The 22,879-nt window shown below is 67.2% G+C and carries 26 protein-coding genes and 2 tRNA genes; 18 read left to right on the top strand and 10 right to left on the bottom strand.

The annotated features are described in order from the left end of the window. Positions 1-9: 9 nt before the first annotated feature. From ABJK26_RS09335 to nfo, 3 genes are read left to right on the top strand one after another with little or no spacing between them, the layout of a single operon-like run. Complete coding sequence (locus tag ABJK26_RS09335; protein WP_347242011.1) at positions 10-1,038, top strand: Xaa-Pro peptidase family protein; 1,029 nt, start codon at positions 10-12, stop codon at positions 1,036-1,038. After that, entirely contained in the window at positions 1,039-1,524 is a 486-nt protein-coding gene (locus ABJK26_RS09330; protein ID WP_347242010.1) for a septal ring lytic transglycosylase RlpA family protein, read from the top strand. It begins immediately after the preceding gene. A gap of 2 nt (positions 1,525-1,526) precedes the next feature. Next, positions 1,527-2,339 carry an endonuclease IV gene (nfo, locus tag ABJK26_RS09325; protein WP_347242009.1) on the top strand — a complete coding sequence of 271 codons (813 nt, stop codon included), beginning with the start codon at positions 1,527-1,529 and terminating at the stop codon, positions 2,337-2,339. Between the two features lie 83 nt (positions 2,340-2,422). Here the strand turns inward: nfo and ABJK26_RS09320 are convergent, their stop codons facing one another. From ABJK26_RS09320 to ABJK26_RS09310, 3 genes are read right to left on the bottom strand one after another with little or no spacing between them, the layout of a single operon-like run. Continuing rightward, on the bottom strand, positions 2,423-3,082 hold the full coding sequence (locus tag ABJK26_RS09320) for a site-2 protease family protein (protein WP_347242008.1): 660 nt from the start codon (positions 3,080-3,082) through the stop codon (positions 2,423-2,425). Then, positions 3,079-3,684: a site-2 protease family protein gene (locus ABJK26_RS09315; protein WP_347242007.1), complete on the bottom strand. Its 606-nt coding sequence runs from the start codon at positions 3,682-3,684 to the stop codon at positions 3,079-3,081. Before ABJK26_RS09315 ends, ABJK26_RS09320 begins: the two co-directional genes overlap by 4 nt. After that, on the bottom strand, positions 3,659-6,133 hold the full coding sequence (locus tag ABJK26_RS09310) for a CBS domain-containing protein (protein ID WP_347242006.1): 2,475 nt from the start codon (positions 6,131-6,133) through the stop codon (positions 3,659-3,661). Before ABJK26_RS09310 ends, ABJK26_RS09315 begins: the two co-directional genes overlap by 26 nt. A gap of 57 nt (positions 6,134-6,190) precedes the next feature. Here ABJK26_RS09310 and ABJK26_RS09305 point away from each other — a divergent pair. The 3 genes from ABJK26_RS09305 to ABJK26_RS09295 all read left to right on the top strand — a co-directional run bounded on the left by ABJK26_RS09305 (position 6,191) and on the right by ABJK26_RS09295 (position 9,840). After that, positions 6,191-6,284, top strand: a tRNA-Ser gene (locus tag ABJK26_RS09305). A gap of 203 nt (positions 6,285-6,487) precedes the next feature. After that, positions 6,488-8,428 (top strand): N-6 DNA methylase, encoded by a 1,941-nt coding sequence (locus ABJK26_RS09300; protein WP_347242005.1) that lies wholly within the window; start codon positions 6,488-6,490, stop codon positions 8,426-8,428. A gap of 53 nt (positions 8,429-8,481) precedes the next feature. Next, complete coding sequence (locus tag ABJK26_RS09295; RefSeq protein ID WP_347242004.1) at positions 8,482-9,840, top strand: restriction endonuclease subunit S; 1,359 nt, start codon at positions 8,482-8,484, stop codon at positions 9,838-9,840. Positions 9,841-10,187: 347 nt separating this feature from the next. Here ABJK26_RS09295 and ABJK26_RS09290 read toward each other — a convergent pair. After that, a tRNA-Ala gene (locus ABJK26_RS09290) sits at positions 10,188-10,262 on the bottom strand. Between the two features lie 163 nt (positions 10,263-10,425). Here ABJK26_RS09290 and rpsB point away from each other — a divergent pair. From rpsB to ABJK26_RS09250, 8 genes are all read left to right on the top strand, one after another. Beyond that, a complete protein-coding gene (gene rpsB, locus ABJK26_RS09285) occupies positions 10,426-11,217 on the top strand; it encodes a 30S ribosomal protein S2 (RefSeq protein ID WP_347242003.1) in 792 nt (263 codons plus the stop codon). Beyond that, positions 11,214-11,804 (top strand): translation elongation factor Ts, encoded by a 591-nt coding sequence (gene tsf / locus ABJK26_RS09280; protein ID WP_347242002.1) that lies wholly within the window; start codon positions 11,214-11,216, stop codon positions 11,802-11,804. The genes rpsB and tsf overlap by 4 nt, the downstream gene beginning before the upstream one ends. A gap of 53 nt (positions 11,805-11,857) precedes the next feature. Further along, positions 11,858-12,562 (top strand): UMP kinase, encoded by a 705-nt coding sequence (pyrH, locus tag ABJK26_RS09275; RefSeq protein ID WP_347242001.1) that lies wholly within the window; start codon positions 11,858-11,860, stop codon positions 12,560-12,562. Positions 12,563-12,575: 13 nt separating this feature from the next. After that, positions 12,576-13,133 (top strand): ribosome recycling factor, encoded by a 558-nt coding sequence (frr, locus tag ABJK26_RS09270; RefSeq protein WP_347242000.1) that lies wholly within the window; start codon positions 12,576-12,578, stop codon positions 13,131-13,133. A gap of 82 nt (positions 13,134-13,215) precedes the next feature. Further along, positions 13,216-14,040: a phosphatidate cytidylyltransferase gene (locus ABJK26_RS09265; protein WP_347241999.1), complete on the top strand. Its 825-nt coding sequence runs from the start codon at positions 13,216-13,218 to the stop codon at positions 14,038-14,040. Next, positions 14,037-15,140 (top strand): 1-deoxy-D-xylulose-5-phosphate reductoisomerase, encoded by a 1,104-nt coding sequence (gene dxr, locus ABJK26_RS09260; RefSeq protein ID WP_347241998.1) that lies wholly within the window; start codon positions 14,037-14,039, stop codon positions 15,138-15,140. The genes ABJK26_RS09265 and dxr overlap by 4 nt, the downstream gene beginning before the upstream one ends. Beyond that, on the top strand, positions 15,137-16,147 hold the full coding sequence (locus tag ABJK26_RS09255) for a M50 family metallopeptidase (RefSeq protein WP_347241997.1): 1,011 nt from the start codon (positions 15,137-15,139) through the stop codon (positions 16,145-16,147). Before dxr ends, ABJK26_RS09255 begins: the two co-directional genes overlap by 4 nt. A 1-nt stretch (position 16,148) precedes the next feature. Further along, positions 16,149-16,778 carry a glycosyltransferase gene (locus tag ABJK26_RS09250; RefSeq protein WP_347241996.1) on the top strand — a complete coding sequence of 210 codons (630 nt, stop codon included), beginning with the start codon at positions 16,149-16,151 and terminating at the stop codon, positions 16,776-16,778. Here the strand turns inward: ABJK26_RS09250 and ABJK26_RS09245 are convergent. From ABJK26_RS09245 to ABJK26_RS09220, 6 genes are all read right to left on the bottom strand, one after another. Further along, positions 16,757-17,287, bottom strand: a complete 531-nt coding sequence (locus tag ABJK26_RS09245) for a hypothetical protein (RefSeq protein ID WP_347241995.1) — start codon at positions 17,285-17,287, stop codon at positions 16,757-16,759. The genes ABJK26_RS09250 and ABJK26_RS09245 overlap by 22 nt on opposite strands. Next, the gene (gene proC, locus ABJK26_RS09240) at positions 17,287-18,072 is read right to left on the bottom strand and encodes a pyrroline-5-carboxylate reductase (protein WP_347241994.1); all 786 of its coding nucleotides are present in this window, start codon (positions 18,070-18,072) and stop codon (positions 17,287-17,289) included. The genes ABJK26_RS09245 and proC overlap by 1 nt, the downstream gene beginning before the upstream one ends. Beyond that, positions 18,069-19,265, bottom strand: coding sequence for a transcription antitermination factor NusB (locus ABJK26_RS09235; RefSeq protein ID WP_347241993.1), 1,197 nt, complete (start codon positions 19,263-19,265; stop codon positions 18,069-18,071). The genes proC and ABJK26_RS09235 overlap by 4 nt, the downstream gene beginning before the upstream one ends. After that, positions 19,262-19,534: a stage V sporulation protein S gene (locus ABJK26_RS09230; protein ID WP_014515944.1), complete on the bottom strand. Its 273-nt coding sequence runs from the start codon at positions 19,532-19,534 to the stop codon at positions 19,262-19,264. Before ABJK26_RS09230 ends, ABJK26_RS09235 begins: the two co-directional genes overlap by 4 nt. Before the next feature lie 90 nt (positions 19,535-19,624). After that, complete coding sequence (locus tag ABJK26_RS09225) at positions 19,625-20,062, bottom strand: SRPBCC family protein (RefSeq protein WP_347241992.1); 438 nt, start codon at positions 20,060-20,062, stop codon at positions 19,625-19,627. 9 nt (positions 20,063-20,071) lie between these two features. Next, positions 20,072-20,500: a regulatory protein RecX gene (locus ABJK26_RS09220; RefSeq protein WP_347241991.1), complete on the bottom strand. Its 429-nt coding sequence runs from the start codon at positions 20,498-20,500 to the stop codon at positions 20,072-20,074. A gap of 23 nt (positions 20,501-20,523) precedes the next feature. Here ABJK26_RS09220 and ABJK26_RS09215 point away from each other — a divergent pair, with 23 nt between their 5' ends. From ABJK26_RS09215 to ABJK26_RS09200, 4 genes are read left to right on the top strand one after another with little or no spacing between them, the layout of a single operon-like run. Then, complete coding sequence (locus tag ABJK26_RS09215; RefSeq protein WP_347241990.1) at positions 20,524-21,210, top strand: metallophosphoesterase; 687 nt, start codon at positions 20,524-20,526, stop codon at positions 21,208-21,210. Between the two features lie 15 nt (positions 21,211-21,225). Then, the gene (locus ABJK26_RS09210; RefSeq protein ID WP_347241989.1) at positions 21,226-21,978 is read left to right on the top strand and encodes an MBL fold metallo-hydrolase; all 753 of its coding nucleotides are present in this window, start codon (positions 21,226-21,228) and stop codon (positions 21,976-21,978) included. Next, positions 21,975-22,253, top strand: coding sequence for an Lrp/AsnC ligand binding domain-containing protein (locus ABJK26_RS09205; RefSeq protein ID WP_347241988.1), 279 nt, complete (start codon positions 21,975-21,977; stop codon positions 22,251-22,253). The genes ABJK26_RS09210 and ABJK26_RS09205 overlap by 4 nt, the downstream gene beginning before the upstream one ends. Further along, positions 22,253-22,798, top strand: a complete 546-nt coding sequence (locus ABJK26_RS09200) for a CPBP family glutamic-type intramembrane protease (RefSeq protein WP_347241987.1) — start codon at positions 22,253-22,255, stop codon at positions 22,796-22,798. The genes ABJK26_RS09205 and ABJK26_RS09200 overlap by 1 nt, the downstream gene beginning before the upstream one ends. Positions 22,799-22,879 lie beyond the last annotated feature (81 nt).

Here is a 22,879-nt window from a genome sequence, read left to right as displayed (position 1 = left end):
AGTGCCCCCGTGCGCGCCCAAGAGCTTCTAGAGCCCCTGGCGCTGGACGCCCTCCTCGTCACCCGGCCGGAGAACGTCCGCTACCTCTCCGGCTTCCCCCACCCCGAGGACGCCCAGGTCCTGGTCACGGAAGAGGGGGCCTTCCTCCTCACCGACCCCCGCTACCCGGAGGCGGAACGGGAAAGCCGCATCCCCGCCAAGGTCCTTAGGCGCGAGGAGCGGGAAGAGCTTTACCGGAACCTCCGGGGCCGGGTGGGCTTTGAGGCGGAGCACCTCCCCTACGCCGCCTTAGAGCGCCTCCGGGAGCTTTCCCCCGCCGAGTGGGTGCCCACCAAGGGGGTGGTGGAGAGGCTTAGGCTCAGGAAGACCCCGGAGGAGGTGGAAAGGATCCGCAAGGCCCAGGCCCTGGCGGAGGAGGCCCTGGCCCATGTCCTTCCCCTCCTCAGGCCCGGAGTGGAAGAGCGGGAGATCGCCCTGGAGATAGAGTTTTTCCTCAAGAGGCGGGGGGCCGAACCCGCCTTCCCCCCCATCGTGGCCTCCGGGGCAAGAGGCGCCCTCCCCCACGCCCGGGCCTCGGAAAAGCGCCTCCTGGGGGGGGAGCTTGTCACCCTGGACCTCGGGGCCAGGGTGGAGGGGTACCACTCGGACATGACCCGCACCTTCGCCCTCGGCAGGCCCAAGGAGGAGCTCCGCCGGGCCTACAAGGCGGTGGAAGAGGCCCTCGAGGCCGCCCTCGCCGCCCTCGCCCCCGGGAAGCCGGCCAAGGAGGTGGACGCCCTGGCCCGCAAGGTCCTGGAGGGGTACGGCCTGGACCGCCACTTCGTCCACTCCCTGGGCCACGGGGTGGGGCTTGCGGTGCACGAGGGGCCGGGCCTTTCCCCCTATAGCGAAGAGGTCCTGGAGCCCGGCATGGTGGTCACCGTGGAGCCCGGGGTCTACCTCCCGGGGCTGGGCGGGGTGCGGCTGGAGGAGCTCGTGCTCCTCACCGAGAAGGGCCCAGAGCTCCTCTCCCGCTTCCCCCGGGACCGGGAGGTGTGAATGCGCCTCGCCTTTCTCCTGCCCTTTGTCCTCCTGGCCCTGGCCCAGACCTACACCGTGAAGAAGGGGGACACCCTCTTCCGCATCGCCAAGGCCCACGGCCTGAGCGTGGGGGAGCTCATGCGCCTGAACGGGCTCGCCTCGGAGCGCATCTACCCGGGGCAGGTCCTGCGGGTGGGGCCTTCCCCGAAACCTGGCCGCTTCCTGGAGGAGGGCCTCGCCGTCTGGTACGGCCCCGGTTTCCACGGAAAGCGGACGGCCAGCGGAGAGGTCTACGACATGCACGCCCTCACCGCCGCCCACCCCTCTTTGCCCTTCGGCACCCGGGTTCGGGTGACCAACCTGAGAAACGGCAAGAGCGTGGTGGTGCGCATCAACGACCGGGGCCCCTTTGGAGGCAGGTACATCATTGACCTCTCCTACGCCGCCGCCAAGGCCATCGGCGCCCTCTCGGCCACCCGCGTGCGCCTGGAGGTGGAGGACTAGAGATGGTCCGCTACGGCTTTCACCTCTCCATCGCCGGGAAGAAGGGGGTGGCGGGCGCGGTGGAGGAGGCCCTGCGCCTGGGCCTTTCCGCCTTCCAGATCTTCGCCAAAAGCCCGAGGGGCTGGAAGACCCGCCCCCTCTCCCCCGGGGAAGTGGAGGCCTTCCGCGCCCTAAGGGAGGCGGCCGGGGGGCTTCCCGCCGTGATCCACGCCTCCTACCTGGTGAACCTGGGAGCGGAGGGGGAGCTTTGGGAAAAGAGCGTCATGAGCCTCGCCGACGACCTGGAAAAGGCCGCCCTCCTCGGGGTGGAGTACGTGGTGGTCCACCCGGGCTCGGGAAGCCCGGAGCGGGTGAGGGAAGGCGCCCTTAAGGCCCTCCGCCTGGCCCAGGTGAGGGAACGCCCCAAACTCCTTTTGGAAAACACCGCCGGGGGCGGGGAAAAGGTGGGGGCCCGCTTTGAGGAGCTGGCCTGGCTCATCGCCGAAACCCCCATGGGGGTCTGCCTGGACACCTGCCACGCCTTCGCCGCCGGGTACCCCGTGAAGGACGCCCCCAGGGAGGTGCTTTCCGAGCTGGACCGGACCGTGGGCCTGGAGCGGGTGCCCGTGGTCCACCTGAACGACTCCGTGGGGGGCCTGGGAAGCCGGGTGGACCACCACGCCCACCTCCTCCAGGGCGAGATCGGAGAAGGGCTCAAGGGGGTCCTCCTGGACCCCCGCCTGAGGGGGCGGGTCTTCATCCTGGAAACCCCGAGGAGCCCCGAGGAGGACGCCTGGAACCTCGAGGTCCTCCGGGGCTGGCTTGGGGAGGGTTAAGCACCCCACCGCGGCTTTTACCGCGGTGGGGGCCCCAAAAGCGCTTTCCCAAAGCCCCACCTCGGGCACTTCAGGCCAGGCGCTTAGCCCAAAAAAAAGCCGAAGAAGGCCCTCCGGGCGAGGGCCAGGACCTCCTGAATGGGCCCCCTAAGCACGGTGAGGATGAGGAGAAAGGAGAGCCAGGCGTACCTTTCCAGGCTCCAGAGGAAAGGTTGCCAGGAAAGGGGAAGAAGGCTTTGGAGGATCTTGGAGCCGTCCAGAGGGGGGATGGGCAGGAGGTTGAAGACCGCCAGGACCAGGTTGAGGCTGCTGGCGAAGAAGAGGCCCAGGGCCAAGACCCCGGTAGGGGTACGGACCTCCCCCCGGAAGGTCTGGACCACGCCAAAGGGGTCCAAGGCCAAAAGCCCCCGCACGGCGAGGGCGAGGAGGACCGCCAGGGCCAGGTTGATGGCGATGCCCGCCACGGACACCACGAAAAGCCCGAGGCGGTAGCGGCGGAAGGCCAGGGGGTTCACGGGCACCGGCCTGGCCCAGCCGAACCCCGCGAGGATGAGGAGGAGGGTACCTAGGGGGTCCAGGTGGCGCAAGGGGTTCAGGCTGAGGCGCCCCAGGCGGCGGGCGGTGTCGTCCCCGAAGAGAAAGGCGGCGTAGGCGTGGCCCCACTCGTGCAGGGCGAGGCTGAAGAGGAGGGCGGAAAGGGCCAGGGCGAAGGCCAGGGGGTCCTGCCCAAGGAGGGCGATCATAGGCCAAAGACCCGGTAGAGGGCCTGCAGGAGGCCCGCAAGCCCCTCCACCACCGAGCCCGTGACCCCGGTGTAGGAGAGGACGAGGAAGACCAGGAGGAAGCCGAGAGGCCCGAGACCTGCGAGCTGGTCCAGGAAGCGGCGGGCCTCGGGGCCCCCCACGGCGTAAAGGGCCTTGGCCCCGTCCAAGGGGGGCACGGGGAAGAGGTAGATGGCGGCGTGGAGGAGCATGAGGCGCTGGCCCACGAAGAGCCCTTCGCCGAAGGGGTAGGGCAGGAAGCGGGCCAGGAGGCCGTAGAGGAAGGCGGCGAGGAAAAAGCCCAAGGGGCCCATGAGGGCCACCCAGAACCCCTTGGACCCGGGCAGGCGGGTGGGCACGGGGCGGGGCCAGCCGAAGCCCAGGAGGACCAGGAGGAGGAGGCCCAGGGGCTCGAGGTGGACCCTGGGGTCCAGGGAGAGGAAGCCCTGCCACCTCGGGGCCCGCTCCCCGTAGCGGTCGGCGAGCCAAGCCTGGAGCAGGTTGTGGAGCACGAGCCCGAAGGCCCCGAGGAGGAAGGAGAGGAGGAAGACCGGAGGGTCACGGAGCAGGGGGAACAGTCCCATCGTCCACCAGTCTACGGGCTAGGGCCAGCTCCTCCTCAAAGGTGCGCACCTCCCCCCGCGCCCGGGCCTCGGCCACCCTTCTCAGGACCTCCCCCACCTTGGGACCCGGGGCAAGGCCCATCTCCAAGAGGTCCCGCCCCCGGAGGACCCGCCGCTTTTCCCTAAGCCAAGCCTCCCGCTCGGGAAAAAGGGCCAGAAAAACGCTTCGCAAAGGCTCCTTGTCCAGGGCTTCCCTGGAAACCTCCTCTCCCCTCTTCGCCTGGAGGAGGAGGGCCAGGTCCTCCTGGAGGCGCTTGGGCACCGCGAGGGCCTGGGCCCTGGCCAGAGGAGCTTCCTGGAAGAAGAGGAGGAGCAGAAGCCTGGCCTCCACCCAGGTCCTTTCCAGGGCGTCCTCGGGAAGGCGCAGGCGGGCGAAGGGGGCCTTTTCGGGAAGGGAGAGGCCGTAGAGGGGCCTCAGGGCCCCCATTTCCTCCAGAAGGGCCAGGGCCTCGTAGAAGGTGTCCTCCTCGAGGGTCAGCAGGAGCTCGTCCCGGAGGCGGCTCTTGCTGGCCGTGCGCAGCACCTCGGGCAGGAGGGCGGGAGGAAGGATGCGCAAGGCTTCCTCGGCGAAGCGGAAGGCGAGCCGGGCCGCCAGGCGGGCCCCCCGGACGATGCGGCTCGGGTCCTCTACAAAGGAAAGGGGATGGAGGGGCCTTAGGAGGCGGGCCTCCAGGTCCTTAAGACCCCCGTAGGGGTCCAGAAGCTCCAGGGTGGAAAGGGAAAGGGCCATGGCGTTCACCGTGTAGTCCCGCCTTTCCAGGTCCTTGGCGATGGGAGCCGGGCGTACCTCCGGCAGGGCCCCGGGGTAGGGGTAGACCTCCTCCCGGCTTTCCGCCAGGTCCACGGAAAGACCGAAGGGAAGGCGCACCCGCCCGGTGCCGAAGGCGTAGTGGAGGGCGTAGCTTCCCCCGAAGCGCTCCGCCAAAAAGCGGGCCACCTCCCCCACCCGCACCCCCGGCTCCAGCACCAGGTCCAGGTCCGGCCCCGAGCGGGAAAGCAGGGCGTCCCGCACCGCCCCGCCCACCAGGTACACCCCCTGGGGGAAAGCCTCCTTCAGGGCCAGGACCACCTGCCTGGCCCCTTCGGGAAGGGCCTCGAGGATCCTCTCCCCCAGGCTTGGCTCGGGGCTTGGCCGCTTGCGGTAGAGGTCCGTACGGGTGAAGATGCCAAGAAGCCGCCACCCCTCCCCCACCGCCTCCCCCACCAGGACCCGGCCTCCCCCCTCCCTCAGCCGGGCCTCGGCCTGGGAGAGGGGGGTATCGGGGGGAAGGACCAGGGCCCGGGCCAGGAAGCCCTCCACGGGGTGATGGCCTAGGCCCAGGCGCTCCGCCTTCCTCAGGTCCCGCCGCCGGGCGAGCCCCAAAACCCGCACCCCGCCCCCCTCCAGGGGCACCACCACGGGCATAGCCCCGTAGCCCCGTTCTTCCAGCCTGCGCAGGGCCTCCCCCACCGTGGTGGGGAAAAGGGTTTCCACCGGGGAGGTCATGGCTTCTCCCAAGGTGGGCTCGGGGGTAAGGAAGAGGGAGAGGTTAGAAAGAAGCCTCCGCAAGGCGCTCCGCGCCCCCCTTACCCGGGCGAAGGCCGCCCGGGGATGCCCCCCGCCCCCCACCTGGGCGAGCCAGCGGGCCACGTCCAGGCGCGCCTTGCTCCGGGCGATGAGGAGGACCTCCCTGCCCAGCCGGAGCGCCAAGAGCACCCCGTCCGCCTCGTACAGGTCCAGAAGGGTATGGGCCAGGGGGGCCAGGGCGGGCACGTACCCCTCCTCCCTAGCCCGGGCCAGGAGAAGGCGGAAGCCCTCCACCTCCACCACCCGGGCGGTCTTGAGGAGCTCCTTGAGGACACCCCGGGCCTCCTCCCCCAGGTGGGGACGCACCCAGTCCCTGACCCGGGGGACCTCCGCGCCCATGAGGACCAGGTGGTGGGCGGCCTCGAGGTCCAAGGGGGTGGTGGAGGGGAAGCTGAACCCCCCGGTGTCCTCCCAAACCCCGGCGTAGGCCAGGGTGGCCTCCAAGGGGGTGAGGGCGAGGCCCCGCTCCCTGAGGAGGGGAAGGAGCAGGCTCACCGTGGCCCCCACCGCCGCCACCTTTCCCCCCACGGCGGGCACGTCCCCGGGGGTCCTCGGGTGGTGGTCAAAGACGAGGAAGGGCACCCGGCCCACCAGGGCCTTGAAGGGCCCGATGCGCTCGGGGCGGGCGTTGTCCACCAGGATCACCTCGGAAACCCTGTCCAGGGGGATCTCCGAGGCGGGGACGAGGTCCAAGCGGTCCTCCAAAAGGGGCGCGATCTCCTTAAGCGGACCCTCGAGGCCCCCCACCAGGGCAAGGAGGCTCCCCGGGAAAAGCTTCCCCGCCAGCACCATGGAGCCCAGGGCGTCAAAGTCCAGGTTCTCGTGGGCCACCACCACCCGCACGGTTTTTAGCTTACTTGACGGAAGGAAGCCCCCTTGCTAAACTCGGGCTTGGCACGCGGAGAGGTGCCCGAGTGGCTGAAGGGACACGACTGGAAATCGTGTAGGCGGGCTTAAACCTGCCTCGCGGGTTCGAATCCCGCCCTCTCCGCCAAACCCCTAGCCTCAGGGCTGGGGTTTTTTCGTGCTATGATGACTTCGTGCAGATCCTCACGGTGCGTTACACCCTCAAGCCCACTCCCCTCACGCATCTTCCCCTCCTGGCAAGCTGACGGCTTCAGCCGTCGGTGGCTGACGGCCGCTCGGACGGGCAATCCTCTTTACCCGCCCCTAGCCGTCGGGATATAACTTGGGGCTATGGAAACCCCGGACTACCAGGACAACGAGACCCCTAAAGAGGGAGGCGCTACGCCCCTGCTTCCTGAGAACAAGCTTGTGTGCTACGTCACCGGTCAGTTGCGGGAGGACACGCCCGAGGAACAGGTTCGCCAGGAGTGGGCGAGGAAGCTCGTGGAGGAATACGGTTACCCCAAGGAAGACCTGGGCATTGAGGTAACCATTCCTATGGGCACCCGCCGCCCTCGAGCCGACCTCGTGATTTATGAGCACGGCAAGCCCCACGAGATAGAGAACATCCGCGTCATCATAGAAGCCAAACGCGAGGACGTGAAGGCTTCGGACAAGAAAAAGGGCGTGGAGCAGCTCAAAAGCTACCTTGCGGCTTGCCCCAACGCCCGGTGGGGCCTCTGGGTAGGTGCCGAGCGGCAAGCTTTTCAGGTAGTCGCCCGCAACGGCGATCGCCGCGTGGAACCCACCACGGACATCCCTCGGTTCGGGGAAAAAAGTCCTCGCCGGCTCACCTTCAAGGACCTCAAGCCCGCGGAGGGGCTAAAGCGGGAGCTAAGGCGCATCCACAACTACATCTACGCCAACCAAGGGTTGCCCAAGGAACAGGCTTTCCATGAGCTTTTAAAGCTGGTTTTCTGCAAGGTCTATGAAGAGCGCGTCAAGGGGGCCAACGACCCCCTGGACTTTGACATCGCCCCAGAAGAGCGGTTTTCGGAAGCGGGGAAAAAGGCTTTGCGGAAGCGGCTGGAAAAGCTGTTTAATGACGTCAAATCTCAGTACCCCTACATTTTTGAGCCGGACGATCGGATCCGGCTCAATGATGACGTCTTGGCCTATGCGGTAAGCGAGCTTAGGCAATACTCCTTCCTGCGCACCCGGACCGACATCAAGGGAGCGGCCTACCAGGAAGTGGTGCGAGACAACCTTAGGGGGGACCGGGGCGAGTTTTTCACCCCCGACAACGTGTGCCGGATGGCGGTGCGCATGGGGGTAAAAACCCTGTTGGTCTCCAGCAAGGGAAAGAAAGGGTGGACCAATATCCGGGTCCTGGACCCCGCAGTGGGGGCCGGGGGGTTCCTCCGGGCTTTCATGAACGAGCTTCGTGCTTACCTGGTGGAGCGAGAACAAGGAAAACACGCCTCCGAAGAGGCTCTAGAACAGGCCGTTGCCAACGAACTTCGGGAGATTTGCAACCGCAACGTCTTTGGCTTGGACATCAACCCCCTCCTGGTGCGCGCCGCCCAGATGAACCTGGTGATGCATGGGGACGGAAGCAGCAACGTCTACCACGTGGAGGGGGGAAGCCTTATTCCGTTTTCCCAAATGCCCAAGGTGGTGCAGGAAAAACTTCCCCCTGGGAGCGTGGATTTGATCGTGACCAATCCGCCCTTTGGCAACGGTCCCGGCCTTAAGGTGGACAATCCCGATATTCTCAAGGAGTACGAGTTGACAAGATACGGATTGGACGGAGGACGCTCGCGGAGCAGCCTCCCTCCGGAACAGCTCTTCATTGAACGGGCCTACCAGTGGCTTGCCCCAGGTGGGGTTCTGGCCATTGTGCTTCCCGACAGCATTCTGTCTAACCCGGGGCTAGAGTTTATCCGGGAGTGGATACTCGAGAAGTTCGTGGTAGTGGCCAGCGTGGACTTGCCCATTGAGACCTTTGTGGCCTTTGGGGGGACGGGAACCCAGACCAGCGTCTTGGTGCTTCGCAAGAAGACCGAGGCCGAGATTGAGCGGGAAGAGATCACGGGCAAGCCCCTAGACTACGAGGTCTTCATGGCTGTGCCCCGGACGATGGGCTACGACCGGCGGGGCAACGACCTGTGGAAGCGGGATGAAGAAGGCCACCTCCTGGTAGGCCAACGGGACGATGAGGTAAGCGAGGTGGCCGAGGTCTTCGTGCAGTGGCTCAGGGGAGAACTTAAGGCGAGAGCGGAGGAAGCGTGAGCCTCAACTTTCTGCGCGTAGGGAGCGTTTATCTAAGGGAAGGCGAAAAGCGCTTGGACGCCGTTTACTACGCCCTAGCCGTGCAGGCCCGCTTGGAGCTTGATCAGAGTCGGTGGCCGCTCCGGCCCCTAGGGGAAATGGCGCATGTCTTTTACCCTGGCCGCTTCAAACGTCCCTATGCCCCTAAGGGTAAAGGAACACCCTTTGTGGGCTCGCGGGAGATGTTTTTTTGGCCCTTAAAGCCCAAGGATTTCCTTTACGGAACCCCAGAGGACTGGCAAGACCTGATGGTAAAGCGCGGCTGGATTTTGGTCAGTCGTTCGGGCACCGTGGGGCAAGCCCTTCTGGTGGATAGTTATCTTGAAAAAGTAGCAGTTACTGAACATGCCATCCGCCTAAAGCCTAAAAAATCAGGCAAAGGTGGCTTTCTGTATGCCTTCCTACGGTCTAGATTTGGAGACGGCCTCCTAAAGGGAATTCAGTTTGGTGCGGTGGTTAAGGAGATTGGGTCTCATCAGGTTGAGTCTTTCTTGGTTCCCGATCTTTCTCAAGAGAGAAAACACCGCATTCACACCAAAATGCTCCGCGCCCTCAGCTTGCGGGAGCGGGGAAGCTTTCTTCTAAAAGAAGCAGAGCAGCTATTATACGAGCTTCTTGGGCTCCCCGACCCGGAGGCCCTCGAGCCCGAATACCTTCCCAACCCGCCCGGGACCAAGGTGCCCGCCTTTGCGGTGAAGCGCAGCGAGCTGGAAGGGAGGCTAGACGGCTCCTACCACGTGCCCGAGGCGGAAAGCCTTCTTCGTGCCCTAAAGGCGGGGAGATACCCCCTCGTCCCTCTGGAGAAATTGACCGCCTATATCCGCATCCCTCCTCGGTTCAAGCGCCACTACGTAGGCCCGGATAAAGGCGTGCCCTTCGTGCGCCCCTCCGACTTGGCCACGGTGCGGGTGCTGGAGCGGCGGTACATCGCTAAGTGGACGCCAGGGCTTTCCGAAGCCCTTTTAAAGGTTGGCGAAATCCTCGTTAGCCGTAGCGGCAGTATAGGCGACATGGGGTTGGTGACGAAGGCTTGGGATGGCTGGGCTGGGAGTGATGACCTCGCTCGCATAGCCACGGAAAAGTCCTTGGCGCATCCCGGCTACCTCTATGCTTTCTTGGCTTCCCCCTACGGACAGGTGCAGCTTCGGCGAGAGATCTACGGGGGCGTGATTGACCACCTCGAGGTGGAGCATCTGGCCAAGGTCGTCATCCCCAGCCCCCCTCTGGACGTGCAGGAAGCCATTGGCAAGCGGGTCCTTCAGGCGTTCGCCCTCCGAGATAGGTCAAACGACCTCGAGGAAAAGACCATCGCCGAGTTGGAAGAACTCATCGCCAAAGGCCCGAAGATTAGGGCGGTGGAAGGGGGGCTTTAGCCGTTCCGTGACCCATAGTCCCCAAGGTATAATGGAACCATACCAGAGCAAGGCCCCCCCTACCCGGTGCCCACGCCCATCTACCACATCACCCCTCCACCACCAGGGCGGCGTTCTCCAGGAGCACCCGGTGCCCCCTACGGTGCGCACCTCCAGGTAGCGGTTCGCCCCCTGCACCGGGTCGTCCACGACATCACCCTGAACGTGTACCGCCACCTCCTGAAGGAGGAGCGGCGGGGCTGGGTCATTGACCCCGAGCCCGTCCCCGGGCCCGGGCCTGAACCGCGTTGCAGTAAAACCCACCCCCCGGCCACGCTACCGGGGGGTGAAGCTTTGCGTCCTGGAGCTGGTGGAGCGGCGGGGATTTGAACCCCGGACCTCCCGCTTGCAAGGCGGGTGCTCTCCCTCTGAGCTACCGCCCCAAGCCTTCGGCAGTATAGCCCAAGAGGGGGGCTTACGCAAAGGACCCTTCCCCTCTATAATCGGAAAGGTGTGCCGCACCAGCCCTCGGGCAGGGGAAGGTCCCGCGGGAACGAGGGCGGCGCACGGGAAACGCCAAGCCCAACCTTCCCCGATGGGAGGAATATGCCGGTCAACATCAGCGTGAAGGAGCTACTGGAAGCCGGGGTCCACTTTGGCCACGAGCGCAAGCGCTGGAACCCCAAGTTCGCCCGCTACATCTACGCCGAGCGCAACGGCATCCACATCATTGACCTCCAGAAGACCATGGTGGAGCTGGAGCGCACCTTCCGCTTCCTCGAGGACCTGGCCATGCGCGGGGGAACGGTGCTCTTCGTGGGCACCAAGAAGCAGGCGCAAGACATCGTGCGCATGGAGGCGGAACGCGCGGGCATGCCCTACGTGAACCAGCGCTGGCTGGGCGGGATGCTCACCAACTTCAAGACCATCTCCCAGCGGGTGCACCGCCTGGAGGAGCTGGAAAACCTCTTCGCCTCCGAGGACATCCACCACCGCCCCAAGAAGGAGCAGGTGCGCCTCAAGCACGAGCTTGACCGCCTGCAGAAGTACCTCTCCGGCTTCCGGCGCCTGAAGCGGCTTCCCGACGCGGTCTTCGTGGTGGACCCCACCAAGGAGGCCATCGCCGTGCGGGAGGCCAGGAAGCTCTTCATCCCCGTGGTGGCCCTGGCGGACACGGACTCCGACCCCGACCTGGTGGACTACATCATCCCCGGGAACGACGACGCCATCCGCTCCATCCAGCTCATCCTCTCCCGGGCGGCGGACCTCATCATCGAGGCCCGGGGCGGGGTGGCGGGGCCCTCCCCCTCCTACGCCCTGGTGGAGGAGGCCGAGCGGGCCGAGGCCCAGGGGACCCTGGACGAGGGCTTGGCAGGCGAAGACGAGGTGGAAGCATGAGCCAGACCGAACTCATCAAGAAGCTCCGCGAGGCCACGGGGGCCGGGATGATGGACGTGAAGAAGGCCCTCGAGGACGCCGGCTGGGACGAGGACAAGGCCGTCCAGCTCCTAAGGGAGCGGGGGGCCATGAAGGCCGCCAAGAAGGCGGAGCGGGAAGCCCGGGAAGGCATCATCGGCCACTACATCCACCACAACCAGCGGGTGGGGGTGATCCTGGAGCTCAACTGCGAGACCGACTTCGTGGCCCGGAACGAGATCTTCCAGGGCCTGGCCAAGGACCTCGCCATGCACATCGCCATGATGAACCCCCGCTACGTCTCCCTCGAGGAGATCCCCGCCGAGGAGCTAGAGAAAGAGCGGCAGATCTACATCCAGGCCGCCCTCAACGAGGGGAAGCCCAAGGAGATCGCCGAGAAGATCGCCGAGGGCCGCCTGAAGAAGTACCTGGAGGAGGTGGTCCTCCTGGAGCAGCCCTTCGTCAAGGACGACAAGGTGAAGGTGAAGGAGCTCATTCAGCAGGCCATCGCCAAGACCGGGGAAAACATCGTGGTGCGGCGCTTCTGCCGCCTGGAAGTGGGAGCGTAGGCCATGGAAGCCGCCGGGGCCCCTACCCAAGGGCCCCGGTTTTTCTTAGAGCCATGAAGTACAAGCGCGTCCTCCTGAAGCTTTCCGGCGAGTTTCTGACGCAAAACGGCTTCGGCATTGAGCCCGAGGCCACCCGGGCCCTGGCCCAGGAGATCAAGGCCGCCTACGAGACCGGGGTCCAGCTGGCCATCGTCATCGGGGCCGGAAACCTCTGGCGGGGGGCCCGGCAGGGGGTGGGGATGGACCGGGCCACCGCCGACTACATCGGCATGCTGGCCACCATCATGAACGCCCTGGCCCTGCAGGACGCCCTCGAGGCCCTCTCCATCCCCACCCGGGTCCAGACCGCCCTCACCATCCCCCAGGTGGCCGAGCCCTACATCAGGAGGCGGGCCCTCCGCCACCTGGAGAAGGAGCGCATCGTCATCTTCGGCGGGGGAACGGGGAACCCCTTCTTCTCCACGGACACCGCCGCCGCCCTCCGCGCCCTGGAGGTGGGGGCGGAGGTGGTCCTCATGGCCAAGAACAAGGTGGACGGGGTCTACTCCGACGACCCCCGCAAGAACCCCGAGGCGGTGCGCTTTGACGAGCTCACCTACCTCGAGGTCCTGAACCGCGGCCTTCAGGTCATGGACACCACCGCCATCACCCTCTGCATGGAGGCCGGGCTTCCCATCGTGGTCTTTGACATCTTCAAGCCGGGCGCCCTGGTGGGTATTATCCAAGGGGAAAAGGTGGGCACCCTGATCCACCCGTAGATAAGGAGGGACCATGACCCTGAAGGAGCTTTACGCGGAAACCCGGAGCCACATGCAAAAGAGCCTCGAGGCCCTGGAGCACAACCTGGCGGGCCTGCGCACCGGGCGGGCCAATCCCGCCCTCCTCCTCCACCTCAAGGTGGAGTACTACGGGACCCACGTTCCCCTCTCCCAGATCGCCACCGTCACCGCCCCCGACGCCCGCACCCTGGTGGTCCAGTCCTGGGACCAGAACGCCCTCAAGGCCATAGAGAAGGCCATCCGCGAGTCCGACCTCGGCCTGAACCCCAGCAACAAGGGGGATGCCCTCTACATCAACATCCCCCCCCTCACCGAGGAAAGGCGCAAGGAGCTGGTGAGGACCGCCCGGCACCTGGCCGAGGAGGGGCGGATCGCCATCCGCAACGTCCGCCGCGAGGCCCTGGAAAAGCTGAAGAAGCTCTCCAAGGAACTCCACCTCTCCGAGGACGACACCAAGCGGGCCGAAGGGGAGATCCAGAAGATCACCGACGAGTTCATCGCCAAGGTGGACGAGATGGTGGAGAAGAAGGAACAGGAGATCCTCCACTAGCTCATCCCCAGGCCCGCAGGGGAGGGGCCAAGGCCATGCCGAAGACCGTGCCCAGCGCGCAAAGCGCCCCAGGAGACCGGGGGTGAGGGACGACCTTCCCACCCGCGTCCTTTCCTCCCTCATGGGGGCAAGCCTCCTTCTCCTGGTGCTCTGGGCCGGCCTTCCCCTAATCCTTCCCGCCTTGGCCTTCGTCCTCTGGCTGGGAAGCCTGGAGCTTCAGGGCATGCTGGCCCGCCGAGGGGTGGCCCTCAACCTGCCCCTCCTCCTCCTCGGGGGTCTCTTGCTTTTCCTCTTCTCCCTGCCTTCCCTCCACTGGCACTTTCCCCAGGTGCCCTGGCGGGAGGTGGCCCTGGGCCTCTTCCTCATGGCGGCCTTCAGCTACGAGCTCCTGAAGGGAGCCGACCTCACCCGCTTCGCCTTCACCCTCTTGGCCTTCCTCTACCTGCCCTGGAGCCTGGGCTACGTCCTCCTCCTCCGGGAAACCCCCGATGGGGCCCTAGGGCTTTGGACCCTAAGCCTTCCCATCGTGGCCAGCTTCGCCACCGACATCGGGGCCTACTTCGCGGGCCGCCTCTTCGGGCGCAGGAAGCTCGCCCCCGAGATCAGCCCGGGCAAAACCGTGGAGGGGTCTTTGGGCGGCATCGCGGTAAGCTTCCTGGCCCTCTTGGTCTACACGGGGCTGGTGCGGGAGGTCTTTCCCTTTGGGCTTTTGGAGCTCTGGCTCTTCAGCCTTCTCCTCTCCCTGGCGGCCCAGCTCGGGGACCTGGCCGAGTCCATGCTCAAGCGCTACTGCGGGGTGAAGGACTCCGGGCACTTCCTCCCGGGGCACGGAGGGCTTTTGGACCGCATAGACAGCCTCCTCTTCACCTTCCCCCTCACCTACTACCTGGTGGTGCTCTTCACATGAAACGGGTCGTGGTCCTTGGTTCCACGGGTTCCATCGGAAGGCAGGCCCTCGAGGTCTGCCGCCTGAGGGGCTACGAGGTGGTGGGCCTCGCCGCCGGGAAAAACCTCGAGGCCCTCTCCCAGCAGATCGCCTTTTGGAAGCCCCGCCTGGTGGCGGCGGAGGAAAGCCTCCACGCCGAGCTCAAAGCCCGCTTTCCCGGGCTCAAGCTCGCCACGGCCGAGGAGGTGGCCGCCCTGGAGGCCGAGGTGGCCGTGGCCGCCATCCCGGGCCTCGCCGGGCTTGCCCCCACCCGGGCCGCCCTGCGCACGGGAAAGCGGGTGGCCCTGGCCAACAAGGAGGCCATGGTGGCCGCGGGCCCCCTCCTCTGGCAGGAGGCGGAGGCCCACGGGGCCGAGATCCTCCCCGTGGACTCGGAGCACTCCGCCCTCTTCCAGGCCCTCCTCGGGGAGAGGCGGGAGGACGTGGCCGAACTCGTCCTCACGGCGAGCGGCGGGCCTTTCCTCAAGGAGCCCGAGGACCTCGCCCAGGTGACCCCGGAGATGGCCCTCCGCCACCCCCGCTGGCGGATGGGCCCCAAGGTCACCGTGGACTCGGCCACCCTCTTCAACAAGGGCCTCGAGGTCCTCGAGGCCAAGGAGCTCTTCCGCTTCCCCCTGGAGAAGATCAAGGTCCTCATCCACCCCCAGGCCTACGTCCACGGCCTGGTGCGCTTCCTGGACGGGAGCCTCAAGGCCCAGCTCGGCCCCACGGACATGCGGCTTTTCATCCAGTACGCCCTCACCTACCCCGAGCGGGCGGAAACCCCCTTGAAGGACCTCCCCATCCCCGGGGTGCTGGAGTTTCTGGAACCCGACCTCAAGCGCTTTCCCGCCCTGGCCGTGGCCTACGAGGCGGGAAGGCGGGGAGGCTTGGCCCAGGTAGCCGTCTCCGCCGCCGACGAGGTGGCGGTGGAGGCCTTCCTCCAAGGGAAAATTCCCTTCCCCCGCATCCCCGAGATTCTGTCCCGGGTGCTGGAAGCCACCCCCACGGAACCCCTAACATGGGAGAGCCTCTTCGCCGCGGACGCCTGGGCCCGGGAGGAGGCCAAGAGGTGGGCATGAGCCTGTTCTGGTTTCTGGTCATCATCGGCGTAAGCGTCTTCGTCCACGAGCTTGGGCACTACCTGGCGGCGAGGCTTCAAGGGGTGCGGGTCAAGGCCTTCAGCGTCGGCTTCGGCCCGGTCCTTTGGCGCAAGGAGGCCTGGGGCACCGAGTGGCGGCTTTCCGCCATCCCCCTCGGGGGGTACGCCGATATAGAGGGCCTCCTCCCCGAGGAAAAGGGAAGGGGGTACGACGCCCTTCCCTTCCTGGGGAAGCTGTTCGTCCTGGTGGCGGGGGTGGCCATGAACCTCCTCCTCGCCTGGGGCCTCTTCGCCTACCTCTTCAGCGCCCAGGGGGTGCCCGAGGCCACGGGCAGGGCGGTGATCCTCGAGGTCCTGCCGGGGAGCGTGGCCGAGGAGGCGGGGCTCAAGCCGGGGGACATCCTCCTCGCCGTGGACGGAAAGCCCCTGGAAAGGCCCCAGGAGATTGAAGGGCTCAAGACCCCAGGCGCCCACACCCTGGCCGTGCTCCGCGAGGGCAAGGAGGTGGCCCTCTCCCTCACCTGGAAAGAGGGGATGGAACGCTTGGGCGTGGTCTACCAGCCGGAGGTAGCCTACCGCAAGGTGGGCTTCCTGGAGGGGCTCGGCCTCGCCGCAGGGCGGACCCTGGCCTTCGGGCCCGCCCTCGTCCGGGCCCTGGTGGGGGGGCTTCTCGGCGTCCTCGCGGGGAACCCCGATAGCGGCGTCCTGGGCCCCGTGGGCATCCTGGTGGAGACGGGGCGGGCGGCCCAGGAGGGGCTTTTCCGCCTGGTGGAACTCGCCGCCGCCATCAACCTCTCCCTCGCCCTCTTCAACCTTCTCCCCATCCCCGCCTTAGACGGCGGCCGCATCCTCCTCCTCTTCCTCGGCCGCTTCCTCCGCCTCCGGCCCGAGCAGGAGGCCACCGTCCACTACCTGGGCTTCCTCTTCCTTCTCCTTCTCCTCCTCCTGGTCACCTTCCAGGACCTGAGGCGGCTTCTCGGAGGGTGAGGTGGCGGAGGCCACGGTCCTGATCCCCGCCTTCAACGAGGAGGCCACCATCGCCCAGGTGGTGCGGGTGGCCCGGGAAGCGGGGTTTCCCGTGGTGGTGGCGGACGACGGCTCCAAGGACGAAACCGCCCGAAGGGCCGAGGAGGCCGGGGCCGAGGTGGTGCGGCTAGGGGAGAACCGGGGGAAGGGCGGGGCCATCGCCGAAGGGCTTAAGGCGGTGCGGACCCCCTTCGTCCTCCTCCTGGACGCCGACCTTTTGGGCCTGAAACTCGAGCACCTCCACGCCCTCTTGGAGCCGGTAGCCCGGGGCGAGGCGGAGATGACCGTGGGGCTTTTCCGGGGAGGGCGGCTTTCCACGGACCTGGCCATGCGCCTCACCCCCTTCCTCTCGGGGCAAAGGGCCGTGGCCACGGAGGCCCTCAAGGGGGTGCCCGGCCTGGAAAAGGCCCGCTACGACCTGGAACTTCTCCTCACCCGCCACGCCAAGGCCAGGGGCTGGCGGGTGCGCTACCTCCCCCTCCCCGGGGTGAGCCAGGTGATGAAGGAGGAAAAGCGGGGCCTCCTCCCCGGCTTCCTCCACCGGCTCCGCATGTACGGGGAGCTTCTCCGCTACCGGCTTAGAGGCTGGTAGCGGAAAAGCTCCACCCAGCCCTCCCCCGCCCGGTAGGCCACCACCCCCAGGCCCGGCACCAGGTAGAGCTCCTTGAGGTCGGTGCCTCCCTTTTCCGTGGTGTAGGCCACCCGCACCCGGTAGGCGTTGAAGGCCCCGGCCCTCACCCTCACCCCCTCCCACCCCTCCACCCGGGCGGAAAGGGCCACCCGCTGGCCCAGGAAGCGGGCGCTTCCCCCCCAGGCCGCTCCCAGCTCCAGGCGGGCCGGGTAGAGGAGGAGGGGGGGCTCAAAGGAAAAGTAGCCCTCCGGGAGCCCCACCCCCAAAAGGTAAAGCCCTTCGGGCGAGGCCCGCAGGCGGTCCTCCCGAAGGACCTTGCCCTCCTTGCTGTAGCGCAGGCGGAAGCCCTCGGAGGTGGGCCTCAGCTCCTGGAGGGTGCCGTCGGAGTAGGCGTAGCGCCCCCCCTCCTTGGGGAAGACCTGGGCCAGGGCCAGGGCCAGGAAAAGAACCAGGGCCCAGGACCTCGGCATCACTCCACCTCCCCCAGCTCGTGCCCCCGGCGGGTGGCGGCCTCCACCGCCTCGTAGAAGGCGGCCCGGAGGGCCCGGGCCTCGAGGGCGTGGAGGCCGTGAATGGTGGTGCCCCCGGGGCTCGCCACCTCGTCCTTGAGCTGGGCGGGGTGGCGGGTCTTGAGGAGTTCCCCCGTAGCCGCCAGGGCGTCCGCCGCCAGGCGCAGGGCCAGGGCTCGAGGCATGCCCATCTTCACCCCGGCGTCGGCCAGGGCCTCGGCCACCACCGCCAGGTAAGCGGGGGCCGAGGCTGACATGGCGGTGAAGGGGTCAAAGAGCCGCTCGGGGATCTCGTACACGTCCCCCACCGTGGCGAAAAGGGCCCGGGCGAAGTCCAGGTCCCCCGCCTCCTGGGCCTCCCTTAGAGAGGTGAGGGCGGTGGAGCTCTCCCCGATCATGGCCGCCAGGTTGGGCATGGCCCGCACCACCCGGCGGGTATCCAACCTGCGGGCCAAGACGGCCGTGGAAACCCCGGCCATGATGGAGAGGAAACCCACCCCGGCCCGGGGAACCTCCGGGGCCAGCTGGGGGAAGTCCCGCGGCTGAACGGCGAGCAACACGCGCTCGGCCTCGGCCAGGTCCTTCAGGGTAAGGGGGCGGACGCCAAAGGGCTCGGCCAGGGCCCGGGCCCGCTCCGGGGTGCGCCCCACCACCCCCACCTCCTCCCGGCGCAAAAAACCCCGCTCCAAAGCCCCTTTGAGGATGCTCCGGCCCATCTTGCCAAGGCCCAGGAAGGCGAGCTTCATGCCCTTGAGTCTACCTTGCGGAGGCGGAGGTAATAAAACCCGTCCAGGCCCCCCTCGGGGGACACGTAAACCCCAAGCCCCTGCCGAAGCACGGGCAAGGGAGAGGAGAAGGGCTCCGGGCGGAACTCGGGGTGCCTCTCCAAGAAGGCCCGGGCCACCCCTTCCCCCTCCTCCTCGGTGAGGGAGCAGACGGCGTAGACCAAAATCCCCCCCTCCTCCGTGGCCTGGGCGGCGGTTTCCAGAAGCTGAAGCTGAAGGGCCGCCATCCGGGCCGGGTCCCCTTCCTCCAGGCGGTAGCGGAGCTCGGGGTGGGCGCGGAAGGTGCCCGTGCCGGTGCAAGGAGCGTCCAGGAGAACCTTTTTAGCCCTTTCGGAAAGGGGTTCCCGCAGGTCCTGGGTGCGGTAGGCCACCTTTAGGCCGAGGCGCCGGGCCGTTTTCGCCCCCGCCTTCTGGCGCTTGGCGTTTAGGTCGTAGGAGACCACCTCCGCCCCCTTGGCCGCCAGGTAAAAAGCCTTGAGCCCGGCCCCGCCGCAAAGGTCCAGCACCTTCTCCCCAGGTTTGGGGTCCAGAAGCTGGGCGGCGAAGAGGGAAGCCGGGTTTTGCGGCTGGAGGCCCAAGGCGGGGAAGTCCGTCTTAGGCCCCTCCCAGACGTAGCTCTCCGGCAGGGGGCCAGGCTTTAGGTCCACCTCCCGGTAGGCGGTGACGAAGAGGGGGGCGGGCTCGTTAAAGGCCTCGGCGAAGCCCACCTCCCCGAAGAAGCCCCGCCAAGCCCCGCAGAGCCAGTCGGGGAGGGAAAGGCCCACGCACTCCGGGGCCTCCCTCGGGCGCAGGCGGCGAAGCACGGCGTTCACCAGCCCCGCGAGCCCCGGGTACCGGCGTTTCGTCTCCTCCACCCAGGGGCTCACCCGGGCGTGGTCGGGCTTCCCCACAAGCCATTCAAAGGCCCCAAGGCGCAGGGCCCAGCGCACTTCCCTGGGAAGCCTCTCCGGGGCCTTAAGGCTAGGCTCCAGGATGAAGTCCAGAAGCCTCAGGCGGCGGAGGGCTCCGTAGACCAGGTGGGTGGCGTAGGCCTTGTCCCGCTCGGGCCAGTCCACCCGGTCCAGGACCTGATCCAAAAAGTGCTGGGCCCGGCCCCCTTCCTCCACCTGGAGGAGGACGGCCAGGGCCAGGCCCCTCGGGGTGTCGGGCCTCAAGACTCCAGGGGATGGGCCTTGATGCTGAACTTCAAGGCGGTCCGCTCCTCGTTCTCCAGGTCCAGCTTGACGAAGGCGGGCTTGACCACCAGGTCCAGGTTGTCGGGGGCGATGTAGCCGCGGGCGATGGCGATGGCCTTCACCGCCTGGTTCACAGCCTGGGGCCCGATGGCCTGCACCTCCACCTCCCCCTTGGTGCGCAGAAGCGCCGCGATGGCGCCGGCCACGGAGTTGGGGCGGGACTTGGAAGAGACGCGCAACGTTTCCACTCTGACCTCCTGAAAACCCTTGGGCCACCCGCTCGGGGAAGACATGGGCGGCTCAAAGCCCATCCTAGAGCAAGCGGGGCCCTTTGGCAACTAGCCGGCCAAGACCCTTTCCTCCAAGCCCTTCAGGAGGCTTTCCACGTTCTCCTGCATGAGCTTCTGCACCAGCTTTTGCAAAAGCCCCCCAAAGATGGGGATGGTGAGCTCGTAGACCAGGGTGAGGACCACCCGGGTGCCTTCGCCCTCGGGCTGAAACACCCAGGTGCCCTCGTAACGGTCAAAATCCCCCTCCGGGGAGAAGAAGCGGTTCCTGAGGTTTTGGTCGTCCCACTCCTCCTCCTCCAACCAGCGGACCTTCTTGCCCATGGCCACCGCCACCCACTCGCTCCGGGTACGGTTGCCCTCGCGGGAAAGCACCCTGAGGCTTTCCACCTCCTTGAGGTAGGGCTTCAGGCCCTCCAGGTCCTTGGCCAGCGCGTAGACCTTCTCCGGGGGGGCAGGGATATAGCGCTCGGCACGTACCTCAGGCATGGGCTCTTTTTACTCTTTTTCCTCCCCGCTGACAAGCTCGTAAGCCCGCAAGGCCACCGAGAGGGGAAAGCCACGCCCCACCAAAAACCGCACCGCCTTGGCCTTGTCCTGGCGCCTGGGGTAGCGGCGCAGGGCCCTAAGGGCGGCCTCGAGGGCCTCCTCCTCCCCAAGCTCCCCGAGAACCGCCTCCACCACCTCCTCCCCCACCCCTTGGGCCCTAAGGAGGTGGCGGAGCTTCAGGGGGCCGTACTTGCGCCGGACGGCCACGAAGGTCTCGGCGAAGGCCCGGTCGTCCAGGTAACCCAAGGCCCGGAGGCGCTCCAGGGCCTGGGCCACCTCGGCCTCGGGAAAGCGGGCCAGGAGCTTCTCCCTAAGGCGGGCCTGGCTCATGGCCCGAGCGGCGAGGAGGCGCAGGGCGTAGGCGAAGGCCTTGTCCATAGGTTTAGGGTACGCTATGGCCCATGCGGGTCTTCGCCATCGCCGACCCCCACCTCTCCCGCGTCCACCCCAAGCCCATGACCATCTTCGGCCCCGGCTGGCAAGGCCATCCCGAGGCCTTTTTCCGCGGCTGGCGGGAGGTGGTGGGGCCCTCGGACCTGGTGATCGTGGCCGGGGACATCTCCTGGGCCATGCGCCTCCCCGAGGCCATCCCCGACCTCCTGGACCTGGCGGCGCTCCCGGGGAAGAAGGTGCTCCTTAAGGGCAACCACGACTACTGGTGGCCCTCCATCTCCCGGCTCCGCGCCGCCCTTCCCGAAGGCATGTACGCCCTGCAAAACGATGCCCTGGTCCTGGACGGGGTGGCGGTGGCGGGCACCCGGGGTTGGCAGTACCCTCCTGAAACCCCCGAGGACGAGAAGATCCTGGCCCGGGAGGTGGAAAGGCTCGGGCTTTCCCTGAGGGCCCTGGAAGGGAGGCCCTACCGCCACCTCCTGGTGGCCTTCCACTTTCCCCCCTTCGGACCCGGCGGGGAGGCCACCCCCTTGCTGGAGCTGGCCGCCCAGGCCGGCCCCGCGGCCATCGTCTACGGCCACCTGCACGGGGCCGACCCCGCCAGGCTTCCCCAGAGCTACCGGGGCATCCCCCTCCACCTGGTGGCGGCCGATGCCCTCCGCTTCCGGCCCAAGCTGGTGTTGGAAGCCGACTAAGGATATACTCGGTACATGGTTTGGGGGCCCATAGGGGATGGCGTGGAGGCCCTTTACCTCACCACCCCCGTGGGGCGGTGGGTGGGGTATGGGGTTTATGTCTACCGGTACCGGGGCCTCCTGGTGGACACAGGCCCCCCTAAGGCCCGCCCCTTCGCCCCCGAGGCCGAGGCCGCCCTCCTCACCCACGCCCACGAGGACCACGCCGGGGGAGCCTTTCGGCTTGGCCTTCCCGTCTACGGGAGCGCCCTGACGGCCGCTCTGGTCGCCGCCCCCAAGCCCCTCCGCCTCTACCGCCGCCTGGTCTGGGGAAGCCCCCGCCCCCTGCGGGTGGAGGTGGCCAAGCAGATCGGCCCCCTTTACTTTCTTCCCACCCCAGGCCACGCCCCCGACCACGTGGCCCTCTACGACCCCGAGGCCGGCCTCCTCTTCGGGGGGGACCTCTTCCTGGGGGTGAAGGCCAGCCTGGCCACCCCAGGGTTTGACCTCCCCGCCCTCCTGGAAAGCCTCCAGAGGGTGCTCGCTCTCAGGCCTCGAGCCTTCTACTGCGCCCACGCCGGGCCCGTGGAGGCTCCCTTAAAGGCCCTCCAAGCCAAGCGGGACTTCCTGGAAGCCAAGCGGGAGGAGGCCCAGAGGCTCCGGGCCCAGGGCCTCACCCCCGAGGAAGCCCTCAAGCGCCTTTTCGGCGGGGAGAGCCCCCCGGCCTACCTCTCGGGAGGGGAGATGAGCCGCCTCGCCTTCGTGAAGGCCCTTATGATGGAGGAGTGATCACCGCCTTCGTCCTCATCCGCACCCGGGGCGACCGCATCGCCCCCTTGGGGGAAGCCATCGCTGAGCTGCCTCAGGTGGCGGAAGTTTACTCCGTTACCGGGCCTTATGACCTGGTGGCCCTCCTCCGGCTCAAGGACCTCGAGGAGCTGGACGAGGCCGTAACCCAAGGGATCCTGGGCCTGGAAGGGGTGGAGCGCACGGAAACCCTCCTGGCCTTCCGGGCCTATCCCAGGAAGCTCCTGGACCAGGGCTTCTCCCTAGGGCAGGAGTAGTGCCCAAGCCCTTCCGCTTTCTCCTTCTCCTGCAGGGGGGGCTCCTCCTCCTGGGGGGAGGGGGGATGCTCCTTGGGGGCTTTCCCATGCTGGGGAGGCACCCCTTTGCGGAAAGCCTTCTTGGGCTTGGGCTCCTCCTGGGCTTGGCGGGCCTCGAGGCCCTCTTCCGCCGCCTCTTCCCCCATTCCTTTCACGAGGCGGAGCGCCTTCACCGGGAGCTGGGCCTGGCCCTGCGCCAGGCGGGGGCGACCCCTCCTTTTCTCCTCCTCTTGGCCTTTCTCTCGGGCCTGGCCGAGGAGGTCTTCTTCCGGGGCTTTCTGCAAAGCCTTCTCGCCTTAAAGCTGGGCCCCTGGGCGGTGCTCCTCCAGGCCTTCCTCTTCGCCCTCCTGCACCCCGCCCCCAGGGGAGCCCTGGCCTACACCCTTTACACCGGGGCGGCGGGCCTTCTCTTGGGCCTCGCCTACCTCCTCACGGGAAGCCTTCTCCCTGGGGTTTTGGCCCACTTCCTCCACAACGCCCGGGGCTTTTATGAGCTTGGGCGCTAAGTGCTCGCGCCTTGGCTTTGCCACATGGGATGCCCGTGCTTGGGCTGTGGGAAAGCTCTTTTGGGGCCCCCACCGCGGCTT

It is taken from the genome of Thermus sp. (genome assembly GCF_039793865.1).
Classification (GTDB): Bacteria; Deinococcota; Deinococci; order Deinococcales; family Thermaceae; genus Thermus.
This window is presented reverse-complemented; position numbering and strand designations above follow the sequence as displayed.